Consider the following 15922-nt stretch of genomic DNA (forward strand, 5'->3'; position numbering starts at 1 on the left):
TCATTTCACATCATGAAAAAAACAGTTAGTTTTTTGTTTTTATTTATAATAATCAATTCCTACGCACAAATAAGTTTTCAAGGAATTGTAAAAGATAGTTTGAATACTCCTTTAGAATTAGCAAATGTTATAGCTATAAATAAAGCAACAGATTTATTAGAATCATATGGAATTACCAATTCTGATGGTACATACAAGTTAGAACTTAAAAAGAATCAAACATATAAAGTTCAAATAAGCTATGTGGGAATGAAAACGTTAGAAGAAGTTTTGGTTACTAAAGAAAATAAAATTATTAAAAACTTTACACTGCAGTTAGATAATACTTTAGATGAAGTAGAAGTTACTTATGAAATGCCAGTGACTATAAAAGGAGACACTTTAATTTATAATGCAGATTCTTTTAAAAATGGAACAGAAAGAAAGTTAGAGGACGTTTTAGAAAAGCTACCAGGAGTAGAGATAAATGAAGAAGGACAAATAGAGGTAGAAGGTAAGGTAGTTAATAAGTTAATGGTAAATGGAAAAGATTTTTTTGATGGAGACACCAAATTAGCAACGAAAAATATTCCTTCAAAAGCAGTAGATAAAATTCAAGTTCTACGTAATTATTCAGAAGTAGGTCAACTAAGTAGTGTAAGAAATAATCAAGATAATGTTGCTTTAAATATCAAGTTAAAAAAAGGAAAAGAGAGTTTTTGGTTTGGTAATGTAACGGTAGGAGCAGGAACAGCACCACAGGAAGAACTTTATTTAGTGCAACCGAAGTTGTTTTATTACACACCTAAGTACAGTGTAAATTTTATAGGAGATGTTAATAATATTGGAGAAGTAGCTTTAAACCGTAGAGATGTTAGAGGTTTCGGAGGAGGTTTTAGAGCTCCAAGTAGAAGAAGTGGAACAAGTATAAATTTAGGAGATAACAGCCTTAATTTTTTAACTAGCCAAGGGAATGCTTTAGAGATTGAAAATCAACTAGCAATAGCAAACTTTAGTTATTCTCCTAAAAAATCATTAGATTTAAGTGGTTTCCTTATTTACAATAGTAGTCAAATACTTTCTAAAGAAACAAGTTTTGTTCAATATACAAATAAAGATTTGGGAATTCCAGATGAAGCTACTGAACAAACTAGTAATGAACGTTCAAATCAAGGATTGTTAAAACTAAGTGCTTCTTACAAACCTAATGTAAATAATCAAGTAGATTACGATGTGATTGGAAGAATATCAAATGATAGACAAAATCAAAACATATTTTCTACAGTAGTTGGTAATACGAATCAAATAGATGAAGTTACACCATATAGTATCAATCAAAATATAAACTACTATTACACTTTAAATGAAACAAATATTTTTGCTTTAGAGGCTCAGCATTTAATCAAAAATGAAGATCCATTTTATAATGCTGTGTTAGTAAATGATCCTAATGCCAATGATCCATTTGATACAACAGCAAATGCTTTAGGTTTAGATACATCTTTAAATACATACAACTTTGCTCAAAACAGGCGCATTAAATCCAATCAATTAGATGCTAAATTAGATTACTATAATATTATTAATACTAAAAGTAATTTAAATCTAACATTAGGAACTATTTTAAGTAAGCAAGAATTTAATTCAACTATTTTTCAGTTTCTTGATAATGGATCAAGGTTTAATCCTACTCCTACAATCAATAATGGGAAGGCAAGCAATGATATTGAATATAATTTTAGTGATATATATTTAGGAGTTCACTATCGCTTTAAAAAAGGAAAGTTTACTGTTACACCTGGTTTTTCGGTTCATGCTTACGGAAATAAGAATATTCAATTTGGAAAAGTATATGAAGATAATTTTTTTAGAATTTTACCAGACTTTGAAACCAGAATACAATTTAAAAAAAGCGAGGCTTTAACATTACGCTATGAAATGCGAAATCAATTTACTGATGTAACACGTTTAGCTGAAGGCTTGATGTTGAATAATTACAATAGTATTCAATTTGGTGCCCCAGAACTTCAAAATGCATTATCACATAATATTAGTCTTTTTTACAGTAGTTTTAATTTGTTTAATTATACTAATGTATTTGCAAGGGCAGCATATTCAAGTAATATTGATCAAGTAAGAAGTGTAACAAACTTTGAAAATGTAATTAGAACCAGTACTTTTTTTAATTCTAATTTTGCAGATGAAAATGTGAATGTGTTTGGCCGTGTACAAAGAACATTTGGTAAAATAAGAGCAAGTTTAAGTACAAGTTTTAATTATAGTAAAATTAATCAATTTATTCAGGGAGTACAATCATTAAATGAAAGGTACACTCAAAGCTATACGCCTGGTATTCGTACAAATTATTTAAAGGCACCTAATATAAATTTAAGATATCGTTATAGTGTATCTACAAACAATCAAGGAAGTCGTAAAACAACTTTTGTAACCAATACACCTTCAATTGAGTTTGATGCCTATATATGGAAAACAGTTTCTTTTCGTACTAATTATTCATATACTAATCAAGATCTTGGAAATGGAGAATCACAGTCTTTTCAAAACTGGAATGCAACTCTTTCGTATAGAAAAAACAGAGATGCAAAATGGGAATATGAAATTAAAGCAACCAATTTATTAAATATAGATTCTCAAATAAGAGGTAGTGCTAATAATTTTTCAGTATTTAGTTCTGAAACATTTATTCAGCCTCGTTTTGTTACTTTTAGGTTTGTTTATACCTTATAAGTATAAAATAGTTTTTTTAATGCATTATAATATTAAAGAAGGAAAACTTAGTTAATAAAACCGGAACCTATCATGGCTTTCAAAATGAGTAACAATCTGGTGTTTTACTTTTCCGCTTAGTTTGTCGTTTTTTATAACAAAATAAACAAGAGAGTTTTTAGCAGATAGAGGTTCAGAACGTATAACAGAAATTTCCAATACTAATCGTAAACTTGAAAGACTAGAAATGGAATTAATTTCAAGAGATAATTCATCTGAATAAAGAAGACCAGCTGCGGCGTTTTGGAAAAATAAATTGATCATTTAAAGAAATAATTTGCAAGTATTAAAAACACTGATTTTGAGTATGTATAACTAAAAACAGATAAAAATATTTCTTTATAAGAGAGTTATATGTGTTACAAGGTACAACTAATATAAAAATAAATAGATATAAATAACATTTATTAAGTAAGTGATCGAATTAGTTTTGCTTATATATTTAAATAGCAGTATAAACGGAACTCAAAATTTTATTAGCTAGTAATTAAGTTAATAAAAAACCTATTTAAATAATCAAAATAGACACCAACAAAATTAGTATTTTCGCGATTCAAAATGAATAATTTATGATTACTGTAGATCAATTAACAGTTGAATTTAGTGGAAAGGCTTTGTTTAGTGATGTGTCTTTTGTTATTAATGAAAATGACAAAATTGCCTTAATGGGTAAAAATGGGGCAGGAAAATCTACTATGATGAAAATTATAGCAGGAGTTTCTAAAGCTACTAAAGGAGCCGTAAGAAGTCCTAAAGATACAGTAATTGCCTATTTACCCCAGCATTTATTAATGGAAGATAAATGTACAGTACGTGAGGAAGCATCCAAAGCTTTTGAAGCAATTTTTGCAATGAAAAATGAAATGGAATCGCTAAATAAACAGTTAGAAACACGTACTGATTATGAATCGGAAGAGTACATGAAAATTATTGAGCGTGTTTCTGATTTAGGAGAAAGTTATTATGCGTTAGAAGAAGTTAACTACGAGGCTGAGGTTGAAAAAGCGTTAAAAGGATTAGGTTTTAAGCAAAATGATTTTGAAAGATTAACTTCTGAATTTAGTGGAGGTTGGAGAATGCGTATTGAATTAGCTAAAATACTATTGCAAAAACCTGATTTAATTTTATTAGATGAGCCTACTAACCATGTGGATATTGAGTCTGTAATTTGGTTGGAAAACTTTTTATTGAATAAAGCGAAAGCAGTTGTAGTAATATCACATGATAAAGCATTTATTGATAATATTACTAATAGAACTATTGAGGTTACTATGGGGACAGTTCATGACTATAAAGCTAATTATTCCCATTATTTAGAGTTACGGAAAGAACGTAGATCACATCAGTTAAAAGCGTATCAAGAGCAACAAAAAACAATTGCTGATATTAAAGGGTTCATAGAACGTTTTAAAGGAACCTATTCAAAAACGAATCAAGTAGCATCACGTGAGCGAATGTTAGAAAAAATTGTTCCTATTGAAATAGATGAGGTAGATACAACTTCTTTAAAATTACGCTTTCCACCATCTCCTCGTTCTGGAGATTATCCAGTAAAGGTTGAGAACTTAACTAAAAAATACGGTGATTTAATAGTATTTAAAGAAGCAAGTTTTTCAATTGCACGTGGAGAGAAAGTATCTTTTGTTGGAAGAAATGGAGAAGGGAAGTCAACCATGATAAAAGCTATTATGGGAGAAATTGATTTTGAAGGAGAATGTGGATTAGGACATAACGCTAAAGTAGGATATTTTGCGCAAAATCAAGCTTCGTTATTAGATCCTGAGTTAACTGTTTTTCAAACGGTAGATGAGGTTGCAGAAGGAGATGTTCGTACACAAATAAAAAATATTCTTGGTCGTTTTATGTTTGGTGGCGAGGATATTGATAAAAAAGTAAAAGTACTTTCTGGAGGAGAAAAAACACGTTTGGCGATGGTTAAGTTATTGTTAGAGCCTGTAAACGTATTGATTTTAGATGAACCTACAAATCATTTAGATTTACGTTCAAAAGATGTAATTAAAGAAGCATTGTTGCATTTTGATGGAACATTAATACTAGTATCTCACGACCGTGATTTCTTACAAGGATTATCACAAAAAGTATTTGAATTTAAAGACCAACGTGTTATTGAGCACTTTGAAACTATTGATGCTTTCTTGGAACGTAATAATATCAAGGCGTTAAAAGAAATAGATTTGTAGTAGTATAATTATTTATCTACCACTTATCAATTAATTCAAGTAGTCCATTTTTTACACCAGTATAATAATTTCCTTGTTTAAATTCAGGGATTATTTTTTCATCGATTACTTTTTTACAAATTTCATCAGTTAAAATCAATTGAGTACCGGTACCAGTTACAATGGTGATTTTTTTACAAGATTTACATAGTAAGATTGTAAGGCCATTATTTTTTTCAGAAGTTCCAACACCCCAATAGTTTGATAAATCGGTAGCGTATTTTTGAATATCAGTATATGGGGTAATATTGTCAATGGTTACAAGTACTATTTGTCGTGTTGTTTTTAAATTATAGTTATAAATAATATCTGAAAGTTCGTTTATTTGAACAGTAGTAAATAGGTTATCGTAATCGTTAATAAATAATCCTTTAGATTTAGAATTCCTAAATTTCTCAATGGTTGAGAAATCAAACACAGTCGTTAATTGTTGATTTTTAGTATTTTGAACTAGATTTTTACAAGACTGTAAGTTGAAAATTAATAAAAGGGCGCATATTTTAATAACTGCTTTCATGGTATAGCATTTTGTGCTAATTTATATAAAAAGATATTAGAACTTGAAAATTGTAATAGTTAGTTTCGTTTATTAATTGTTTACCCATAGTACTTCTTAAGGTATTTTGCTTGATTTTCAAGTTCAGGGAACAAGGTAGACTCATTAATTCCTAATACATTTAATTCGTTGATTATATTTTCTTTACTATCGTTGTTAATGTTGAAATCTACACCTGTTGAATCAAGATTTAATATCCATTCATTGGGTATTTTAGCTGGTTTGGTTTTATGTCCGTCAATACCAAATATTAAAAAAGCACCACTTTGTTTAATTATCCTATTATTACTCTGTTTTACTTTCACAGCAACAACTCGTTCAATGTCTTCAGGATTGATTATTGATTGAAAGTAAGATTTCTCTTCTTTAATTTCGTGAATCAAGTATCCTATTTCATCGTTAAACTCTTTAGTACTTAAATTCCTTATTTTCTCAACTGAAAAAGAGCTAGGTCTTTTAGCAATGTTAGCAATAACACTTACGGTATCACTGTCGTAATATTTGATATCTTTCTTAGGTACTTTAAAAGCAACTACTTTTCCATCTCTTTTTCCTTTACTGCTGCTTGCAAAGTATAAAGCAACAAGCGGGTTAGTTGTAATATCTAACAGTCGTGTGGGTAAACCATAGTGTTGCATTTTTACTAGTTTTTCTAAAGCACTTTTCTCATTTAAAAAATCTGAAGGGGTTCTTATAATAAATTCTTTGAACAGTTTATTTTCATTAGATATTAATCTTTTATTTCTATAAATGCTTGGTTCTAAACCATAATTCAAATCAGAGTGCCCTCTGAAAAAGAGCTCATAGTTCTTCATTTTTGGAATATTCTGTAATTCCTTTACAAAATCTGCTATATTTCCTATTGCCATTTAGTTTAGGTATTTATAAATAATTTACATCGAAGTTTAAGCATCTAATTTAAGCAATTACAAATCGAATGAGAAACTTAAGAGTACAGTTTCATCAAGTAATAAATTATCACTTTTAAGTTTAGTAAGAAGGCCTATTGTAAAAATATTGAAAAGTGTAAGAAATTTTAACTTTGTAATAGTTGCAAAGAATGTCTTCATCTTATATAAAAGAAGAAAGTTACTTAATAACTTCAAAAGCTAATTTAGGTAATTTGTAAACAATGAATATTTTATTAATTTTGCTCAAAATTTTTTAAAAAAAACTATGAAACAGTATTACTTTTTAGTACTAGTATTTTGCTATGCTTCTTTTTTAACTGCTCAAAACGTTTCTATTCCTGATGCTAATTTTAAAGCATATTTGGTAGGAAATAGAACTATAAACACTAATGGAGATAATGAGATACAAGTGAGTGAAGCGAAAGCCCATAATGGACTTATTTGGTGTATGAATAAAAATATTTCTAACCTAACCGGTATTGAAGCATTTACTTCATTAACAGAATTAAACTGTTCAAATAATCAATTAACAAGTTTAGATGTTTCAAAAAATGTAGCTTTAAAAAACTTGTATTGTGATAACAATAAACTTACGAGTTTAAATGTTTCTGGAGCTACTGAATTAAATAGGTTAAAATGCCCTATAAATAAATTAGGAAGTTTAGATATTTCAAAAAACACAAAACTTACTTGGCTAGATTGTAATACAAATCAACTTGCAAACCTAGATGTTTCAAAAAACACCTTATTAGAAGGATTAAGTTTTTGGAGAAATGAGCTTACTGATATTGACGTTTCAAAAAATATTGCAGTGTATTTTTTAAGATGTTCAGATAATAAGTTAACTAGTTTAAATTTAAAAAATGGGAACAATAGCAACATGATTATGTGGGCTGATATTAATCCAAATTTAACCTGTATTCAGGTAGATGATAAAAATACAACAAAACCTAGTTGTAATAAAAATGGGAATGCTGGCTGGTGTATAGATAGTACAGCTAGTTATAGTGAAGATTGTAATACTGCATCTCAAAATGTAAGTATTTCTGATGCTAATTTTAAAAAATACTTATTAAGTAATACTAGTATTAATATAAATGGCGATTCCGAAATTCAAATAACCGAAGCAGAGAGGTTTACAGAAACAATTGATTGTTCTTTTAGAAGTATTAGATCATTAAAAGGGATTGAAGCTTTTATTAATTTAACGGGGTTAACTTGTTGGGGAAATCAATTAAGAAGTATAGATATTTCTAAGAATATAAAATTAACCAATTTACAATGCTTTCGAAATTTAATAACAAATTTAGATGTTTCAAAAAATAAGTTACTAACAAAGTTAGTATGTTCTGATAATTATTTAAGCAGCTTAAATGTTGCAAATAATACTGCTTTGACTGAACTATTTTGCTATAATAACCAATTAAGAAGTATAGATGTTTCTAATAATAAAGAATTAATAAATTTATACTGTTATAAAAACAGGCTGAAAACTCTTAATGTTTCTAGTAATAAAAAATTAAAAGCATTATCTTGTTATGAAAATCAATTAACAGCTCTAGAGGTAAAAGGTGCTACAAGTTTAGTTAGTTTATATTGTATGGAAAATCAACTAACCAGTTTAGATGTTTCTAATAATAAATTAATTCAAAATTTAAATTGTGGAGATAACAAATTAGTGAATTTAAATGTTAAGAATGGTAATAATGGTAGGATAAGAACAATGTTTGCTAATAATAATTCAAACTTAACATGTATTGAAGTAGATAATAAACAGGCTACTTATCCTACATGTTATACAGGAACAAATTACAGAGGTTGGTGTAAAGATACTACGGCTAGTTATAGTGAAACTTGTACTGCTACAGCTAGTATTGATGATGTTTTTACTCAAAGAATTTCAATAGCTCCTAATCCCGTAAATAACAAGTTGTCCATTAATCTTTCTAAGGTAGATAAAATTAAAAGTATTAGTGTATTTAACATCTTAGGAGAAGAGCTCATAAAAAGTAAAGAAGTGATTATTGATTTTACAAATTTACCTAGTGGAGTCTATTTATTAAAAATAGAAAACACCAATAGTAAAGTGGCTTTAAAAAAAGTATTAAAAGAATAAGTTCGATTCAAAATAACATAAAAAACTCCAATTGGAGTTTTTTGTGTTTATAGAAGAAATGAATTTTCTTGAACTTTAATATTTATATTCGTTAACTGTAACACATTACAAAAAAAGCAGTATTTATAAAAGTATGTAACCCTAATCAAACAAAATATAATATGAAAAATAAGTTTTTAAGAGTGTTAGCTCTAGTAATTTCATCTGTGCCACTGTGTGCACAAACCTATATTACAAATGTTACAGTAGCTGATGTAGAAAAACAAAGATTAGTATCTAATCAAACTGTAGAAATTACAGATGATATAATAACCTCGATTAAACCTAGTAAAAAAATAAAAATACCTTCTAAAGGGAAAATAATAGACGGAACAGGAAAATTTTTATTTCCTGGATTAACTGATGCTCATATCCACTTTTTTCAAAGTGGAGGACTCTATACACGACCAGATGTAATAGACTTGCGAAAAGACATGCCTTATCATAAAGAAATAAAAAATTCTCACACTAAAATGGAGAATAAAATGCAACGATATTTACAGAATGGGATTACAAATGTAATAGATGTTGGAGCAACTTATAATTTATTAAAAGCAAGAGATAAGTATAAAGAAAATAAGAAGAGTCCTTCTGTTTATATGACAGGACCTTTGTTAACAACATATTTACCTAAAGCCTATAAAAACTTAAAAAACGATGCTCCTTTTAATTTAGTGAAAACTAAAGAAGATGGAGTAAAAATGGTAGAAGAACAATTAGCATACAAGCCTGATTTTATTAAAATTTGGTATATAGTTGGTACTGATGGACTTTCAAAAGAAGAGAGTGCACGAAAAAATTTACCAATAGTAAAAGTAATTATAGATAAAGCTCATGAAAATAATTTGAAAGTTGCAGTTCACGCTTCTCAAAGAATTACGGCTCAGTTGGCGGTAGAAAACGGATGTGATTTTTTAGTGCATAGTGTGGATGATGAAGAATTAAAAGATGATTTTGTTCAGTTATTGTTAAAAAAGAAAACAGTTCTTTGTCCAACATTAGTAGTTTATGATGGTTATATGAATACATTAGGACAAAAGATAAAAATGAGTCATCATGAGTTAGAAAAAGCAGATCCTGATCAATTAGGGTCGTTACTTGATTTAAAACACTTACCAGATACTCTACTTATAAAACGTTATAAGAAAAGTGTTAATTCCAAAGCAAGTATTGCTCGCTCTAAAAAAAGTAGGTCAATAATGATGACTAATCTTAAAAAGTTGTCTGATGCAGGAGTTTTAATAGCTACAGGAACTGATGCAGGAAATATTGGAACGTTACATGCTTCTTCCTATTTAGCAGAATTAAAAGCGATGCATAAAAGTGGAATGAATAATTGGCAATTAATAACTGCGTCTACTATAAATGGTGCTAAAGTTCTTAATAAAGAAAAAGAATTCGGAACCGTTAGTGTTGGAAAAAAAGCAAACCTTATTTTGTTAGATGCGAATCCAATTGAAAATATAGAGAATATAACCAAGATTAATAAAGTGATAAACAAAGGAGAGGTTTTTACACCTTCTAAAATACTTCAAACCACTCCTGCTGATTTAGCACAAAGGCAATTAAATGCTTATAACTTAAGAGATATTGATGCCTTTTTAGAACCATATGCAGATGATGTTGAGGTATATAATTATCCAAATAAATTACAATATAAAGGTAAAGAAACAATGAGAAAAGGATATGCTCAAATGTTTAAAAACACACCGAACTTACATTGTGAATTAGTTAGTAGAATTAGTCAAGGAAATATTGTAATAGATAAGGAGCGTGTTCAGTTTGGAAATAGGATATTAGAAGCAGTTGCTATATATCACATAGAAAATAATAAAATTAAAAAAGTTTACTTTATTCAATAACTTTAGAGTAGTTATTTATAAAAGATAAAAGCAAGCCTTATTTATGGCTTGTTTTTTTTGTTATTTGAATTGCTAGAACCCTTTTTTAATGATTAATCAAATGTGTTTTTTATCATTAAAGTAAAAATATCAACTCTAAATATATTACAATAGACTAAAATACAGTAATTAAAAAAAATAGTAAGATAATCAATAAGAAATACTAGGAGTTAAAACGAAATAAAAAGACTAAAAAAGTGTTAAATTTTGAAGGTTTTTAGTTTGTGTTTCATTTATAGCTTCATTAACTAAATAGATGTATAACAGATTGTTGATTGTTTTTTTTGGTGTTAAAATAATTAGGAATTGTAAAATAATATTATTTCATTTGTGCCCACAAAAGTTAAATGAAAAAATGTGACTAAAATTGCTAATATGTGTCGCATTTCAAGTAAATGTTATTTAAATTAAATTTAATAAAATGAGAATATTAAAGTTCATTATCCCTTTAATTGCTTTTTTGAGTTTCGTAAATGTACAACAAGCAACTGCTCAAGAAACATCAAAAGAAATTAGAAAAAAAATTGGAAATTTAGAAGAAGAGATTCGCGTTAACGAAGAAATGTTAGTAAGTGGAATTGATGGTTTAGAAAGAATCAAGAAAAGATTTTCAAATACAGAAAAAACTAAAAAATCTACACGAAAAGAAATTGAAAGAAAACGTAAAATTTTTGCTAATGTTCAAAGTAGATTAAACACTTTAGATAAAAAAATAAAGAAGCAAAAAAGAACTTTAGTTAATTATAAAGAAGATTTAGGGAAAAAAACGGCTAAAAAAGGAGTAACAAAAGTAGCTAAAGTTAAAACTAAAGTTGAGAAAACTGCATTTCTGAATAACGAAAAAGAATTAGCTGAACGTCAAGAAAGGTTAAAAATAGCAAGAGAAAAGTTAGAAAGAGAAAGAAAAGAAAGAGAAGAGAAGTACCGTAAAGAACAAGAAGAACTTTTAAAAGAAGCTGAAAAGTTAAATAAACTTGATAGTGAGATAAAAGTAGAGAAAGAAAAAATAATCAAGCAAAAAGAAGCAATTAGAAATCAGAGAATTGAGGCGAACCGTGATAAAATCAACGAGTTAGAAGATGATATTATAGTTAATGAAGAGATTTTAATAAGTGGTCAAGAAGGTTTAAAAAGAGCACAGGCTAAATTAGCTAAAGTTAAAGCTGATGATAATGCTACTCAAAAAGAAATAAATAGAAAAGCATCTATAGTTTCTAAAATAAACCAAAGATTAGATAAAATAAAAGCTGAAATTCAAGAGAAAAAGGCAGCAATTGAAAAATTGAAGAACCCTTAAGAATTTAATAGGTTTCATATAATAAAACACCATCAACATTTTGATGGTGTTTTTTGTTTTATGTAAGTAATATTAATTAGAGTAAACTTATGTTTATATGAGTTTTAGTATTTAATAAAAAAACGCTCTAAATATTCATTTAGAGCGTTTTTTTAAAGGTATTATTTTTTGGTACTTAGAATACTAAATCCTTAATTCGTTGTTTAATTGTTTTTTTAATGTCTTTAGGATAACTTCTGTCACCATGAAACACATCAGCCATTGCTTCACTAAATTGTTGACCGAATTTTTTTAGTAAAATATTTCTAACTGTTTTTTGTTCGTAAAACCATTTAGAAAGCCATAAACCAGTTTTAATTTCTGGTAATAAGTTTTCTTCTATTTTTTCTATATATAATTTACCAGCAAGCTCATTATCTTTATTACTTTCAAAAATAGCTTCAGCAGCTAATTTCCCACTGTAAATTGCATTAGAAATACCTTCAGCGGTTATAGGGTCAGCAAAACCTGCAGCATCTCCAATTAAAAAGACATTGTTTTTAACAAAACCATCAGTACGAGGAGATACAGGAATTTGAAACCCGTGTTGAGATTCACTAATTACATTTGTAATACCAAGTGTTTCCATATATTCTTGGTAAAACTTTTTTAAATTAATCTTAGTTCTTCTAGCAGAAGCAACTCCTATAGATAAATGATTTTTTTTAGGGAAACTCCATGCGTATCCATAAGGAATAGCATCAATATCAAAACGAACTTCTTTTGATAAACGTTCAAAATCTTCATCAGAAACTTCAACCTCATACTCTAAAGCTGGAATTAATTTTCGAGTATCTTCTTTCCAACCAGCCATTTTAGCTGTAGGGCTTAAAGCACCATCAGCAGCAATTACAAAATTAGCAGTAATATTACCTTGTGATGTTTCTAAAGTGATTAGATTACCTTCAAAAGATAATCCTTTTAACTTGTGGTTTTCTAATAAAGTAGCTCCAAATTCTTTTGCTTTTTGAGTAATAAGATTATCAAAAGAGTCACGCATAATCATAGAAATAGTTGGATCTTCTCTATGAGTTTTAAAATGTAGTTTGTCACCTAAATAAATATCAACAGTATGAAATTCTTTTTCAACTACTTCGTCAATCTCAAAAGGTAAATTTTTACGTCCTCTAAAAACAAAACCACCACCACAAGTTTTATAACGTGGTAAGGTTTCTTTTTCTATAATAACAGTTGAAATTCCTTTTTTAGCTAAATGAAAAGCTGTTGAAGCGCCTGAAGGGCCACTACCAATTACAGCTACATCGTAATGTTTCATATGTTTTTATTTGGTGCAGGCAAAAATACATTATTTTTAAAAATAAGAACTAAAATTACCAATTTAAACGACTCATAATAGGGTAGTGGTCAGAAAGTTTATTGTCATTGTATGTTTTAAACTGATTTATAACAGCACTTTTGTCTGTTAAAATAAAGTCAATTCGCATAGGGTATATATAACGAAAGGTTTTTCCAGTACCCAAACCTCCTTCAATAAAAGCATCTTTTTTGTTTTTTGATAATTTTCGATATACCCATGAGTAAGAAGTATTATTAAAATCACCGCACATAATTTTTTTACCTTTCCAGCTATATTCGTGTTTAATAATACTTTCGGTTTGACTTACCTGTTTTTTAAATCCGTTAGATAAACGTTTGAATAAACGTTCAGAACTCTTTTCTCCAAAATTTTCTTTATTAGGATTAATTTTTAAAGATTCGAGGTGTGCATTATATATACGTATGGTATCCATATTTTTTACAATATCAATAAAAATTGTATTGTTAGCGCTATTTTTAAAATTTAAAGAACCCGAATTTACAATTGGATGTTTTGAATAAATAGCAAGACCAAATTTATTAGTAGCAGATTTTGTTTTTATATATTTATAAGGAAGTTTAATATCTAATAAATCTGATTGATAAAACTCTTGTAGTGAAATAACATCTGGAGATTCATTATTTATAAACTCATAAATTTTTTGTTCAGTAGTAACATCATCATTCCACTTGTAATAATTAAACATCCTTACATTATAACTCATTACTTTTAAATCATTAGTAAGAACTATCTCCTTGTTAGAAAATTTAAGAAGAGGCGGAGCTACAAACCAGCCTATAAGTAAAACAAAAGCTGATAAAAGTGTGTTTTTATGAAGCTTAATTAACCAGTAAATAAGGAATCCTAAATTAGTTAGTACAAGGAAAGGTACAAATAAGCTAAAAATGGTTAATGCGGGTACTGTTTTTGGTGAAATGTAAGGCAGTAAATAAGATAATAGCAAAGCGGTTGCTAATATCGAATTAATAAAAAGTAAAAGAGGGTTTATAATTGAAAGCTTTTTCACACAAATAAATTTTAAAAGTTATGGTCTTATAGTATTTCTTTGGGGAATTCTTAATAAAGAGTTATTTAGTTCTTTCCTTGTTTAAACAAAAACTCTTTTTCTTCTTTAGAAAGTGTTTCGTATCCTGATTTACTTATTTTTTCTAAAATCAGATCAACTTCTTGTTGTGTTTTAGATTTACGTTTTGTTGCAGTAGAGTACGTTGGTTTTTTACCAGATTTATATACAGTTTTTAAAGGTTTTTCTTTTCTTTTAAATAAATCGGTAAAAGGCTTAAAGATATTAAATTGTTTATTACTAGCATATTTTACATACATAAAACCAAACAAAGATCCACCTAAATGAGCAAAATGACCACCTGCATTATTTCCTGATAATTGTATTAAGTCTAATAATACCCATATAAGGGCTAGTTTCCACAAATGTATGAATCCAATAAATCTAATTTTTAATTGATAATTTGGTATATAACTAGCTATTCCTATAAAAATAGCTGAAATACCTGCCGATGCTCCAACAAGAGGTACTAATTGATTTTTAAAAAGAGGGATATAATTATATCCTAATAAAAACAATATACCTCCAGAAACTGTCCCTAGTAGATAGAAATTAAGAAGTTGTTTTGAAGTGAAGTATTGTTTAAATAAATGACCTATATAAAACAGGGCAATTAAATTAAATAAAATATGAATGAAGTTAGCATGTAAAAAGCCGTAAGTAAAAATAGTCCAAGGTTGTGAAACAAATACATCAAAACTCGAATTAAGAGAAAACCATTTTACAATAATATTTTCACCAGTTTTAAACCATTTACTAAAAACATCGAACATCAATGTAACAAAATAGATTATAAGGTTTACGTAAATTAGTTTTTCAACTATGCCTGCGTGTTTAAATCTATGCTTTATGTTTTCTAATACATCCATCTTTAATAAACGAAAATTAATAGGTAAATTTAAAGAATTTTAAATTGATTTTTTTTCCAATACCAAGCGATTATAAAACCAATAATAGCACCTCCTATATGTGCAAAGTGAGCAATGTTTCCAACAGAGTATTTAGTTAATCCAAAAAATAAATCACTTAAAATAATTAATGGAATAAAGTATTTAGCAGCTATTGGTACAGGAAAAAAGATCATTGCTAGCTTAGCATCAGGAAAAGAGATAGCAAAAGCAACTAAAACTCCATAAATAGCTCCAGAGGCACCTACTGCGGGTGTATGATATAAAGAATAAAATTCACTCATTGTTTTATTAGACAATGTTATTATGTCATCATTGTATTTACCAAATTCTAAAATTTGTTGAATATCAGAAGAAGAAAGACCAAGACTAATTAATTGCTCATAAATATCATTAAATTGATAATAATTAACAAAAGTATATATTAAGCCTGCTCCAAGTCCTGCTGAAAAATAAAAGAATAAAAACTTGTTTTTTCCCCACATTTGCTCTAGCGGAGTTCCGAAAGCCCATAAAGCATACATGTTGAATATTAAATGCATTGATCCACCATGCATAAACATACTAGAAATATATTGCCAAAAACCAAAGTGTTCATTTGTTGGTAGATGTAGTGCAAAAATATTTGTTAAATCCATTTTTAATAGCAATGGAGTTGCAAACATGATTACATTTATAATAATTAAATGCTTAATAGCATCTGTTAATTTAGGCATCTTAAAAAAGTTTTAAAGTGTTCTGAATCAT

Annotated in this window: 12 protein-coding genes; 5 read left to right on the plus strand and 7 right to left on the minus strand. The window is 28.0% G+C overall.

The window, feature by feature from the left end; translation table 11 throughout:
• Nucleotides 1-12 precede the first annotated feature (12 nt).
• The gene (locus DS884_RS10540; protein WP_113786701.1) at nt 13-2727 is read left to right on the plus strand and encodes a carboxypeptidase regulatory-like domain-containing protein; all 2715 of its coding nucleotides are present in this window, start codon (nt 13-15) and stop codon (nt 2725-2727) included.
• A 51-nt stretch (nt 2728-2778) separates the two neighbouring features.
• Here DS884_RS10540 and DS884_RS10545 read toward each other — a convergent pair whose 3' ends face one another.
• A complete protein-coding gene (locus tag DS884_RS10545) occupies nt 2779-3030 on the minus strand; it encodes a hypothetical protein (protein WP_093868779.1) in 252 nt (83 codons plus the stop codon).
• A 305-nt stretch (nt 3031-3335) separates the two neighbouring features.
• Between DS884_RS10545 and DS884_RS10550 the strand changes: the two genes are divergently transcribed.
• Nucleotides 3336-4967, plus strand: coding sequence for an ABC-F family ATP-binding cassette domain-containing protein (locus tag DS884_RS10550; protein WP_113786702.1), 1632 nt, complete (start codon nt 3336-3338; stop codon nt 4965-4967).
• A gap of 16 nt (nt 4968-4983) precedes the next feature.
• On the opposite strand, the gene DS884_RS10555 is transcribed toward DS884_RS10550, so the two are convergent.
• Together DS884_RS10555 and DS884_RS10560 are read right to left on the minus strand one after the other, a co-directional pair.
• Nucleotides 4984-5523 carry a TPM domain-containing protein gene (locus DS884_RS10555; protein WP_113786703.1) on the minus strand — a complete coding sequence of 180 codons (540 nt, stop codon included), beginning with the start codon at nt 5521-5523 and terminating at the stop codon, nt 4984-4986.
• An 80-nt stretch (nt 5524-5603) separates the two neighbouring features.
• Nucleotides 5604-6431 (minus strand): FRG domain-containing protein, encoded by an 828-nt coding sequence (locus tag DS884_RS10560; RefSeq protein WP_113786704.1) that lies wholly within the window; start codon nt 6429-6431, stop codon nt 5604-5606.
• Between the two features lie 307 nt (nt 6432-6738).
• On the opposite strand from DS884_RS10560, the gene DS884_RS10565 reads away from it, so the two are divergent.
• The 3 genes from DS884_RS10565 (at nt 6739) to DS884_RS10575 (ending at nt 11826) form a co-directional block, all read left to right on the plus strand.
• A complete protein-coding gene (locus DS884_RS10565; RefSeq protein ID WP_113786705.1) occupies nt 6739-8589 on the plus strand; it encodes a T9SS type A sorting domain-containing protein in 1851 nt (616 codons plus the stop codon).
• 161 nt (nt 8590-8750) lie between these two features.
• Entirely contained in the window at nt 8751-10490 is a 1740-nt protein-coding gene (locus DS884_RS10570) for an amidohydrolase family protein (RefSeq protein WP_113786706.1), read from the plus strand.
• Between the two features lie 460 nt (nt 10491-10950).
• On the plus strand, nt 10951-11826 hold the full coding sequence (locus DS884_RS10575; protein ID WP_113786707.1) for a hypothetical protein: 876 nt from the start codon (nt 10951-10953) through the stop codon (nt 11824-11826).
• A 175-nt stretch (nt 11827-12001) separates the two neighbouring features.
• Here the strand turns inward: DS884_RS10575 and DS884_RS10580 are convergent, their stop codons facing one another.
• The 4 genes from DS884_RS10580 to DS884_RS10595 all read right to left on the minus strand — a co-directional run bounded on the left by DS884_RS10580 (nt 12002) and on the right by DS884_RS10595 (nt 15891).
• Nucleotides 12002-13141, minus strand: coding sequence for a geranylgeranyl reductase family protein (locus DS884_RS10580; RefSeq protein ID WP_113786708.1), 1140 nt, complete (start codon nt 13139-13141; stop codon nt 12002-12004).
• Between the two features lie 55 nt (nt 13142-13196).
• A complete protein-coding gene (locus tag DS884_RS10585; protein WP_113786709.1) occupies nt 13197-14210 on the minus strand; it encodes an endonuclease/exonuclease/phosphatase family protein in 1014 nt (337 codons plus the stop codon).
• 65 nt (nt 14211-14275) lie between these two features.
• Nucleotides 14276-15136: a rhomboid family intramembrane serine protease gene (locus DS884_RS10590; protein ID WP_113786710.1), complete on the minus strand. Its 861-nt coding sequence runs from the start codon at nt 15134-15136 to the stop codon at nt 14276-14278.
• A gap of 29 nt (nt 15137-15165) precedes the next feature.
• Complete coding sequence (locus tag DS884_RS10595; RefSeq protein WP_113786711.1) at nt 15166-15891, minus strand: rhomboid family intramembrane serine protease; 726 nt, start codon at nt 15889-15891, stop codon at nt 15166-15168.
• Nucleotides 15892-15922: the final 31 nt, after the last annotated feature.

Origin of the sequence: Tenacibaculum sp. E3R01 (assembly GCF_003318185.1) — a bacterium.
GTDB lineage: Bacteria > Bacteroidota > Bacteroidia > Flavobacteriales > Flavobacteriaceae > Polaribacter > Polaribacter halocynthiae.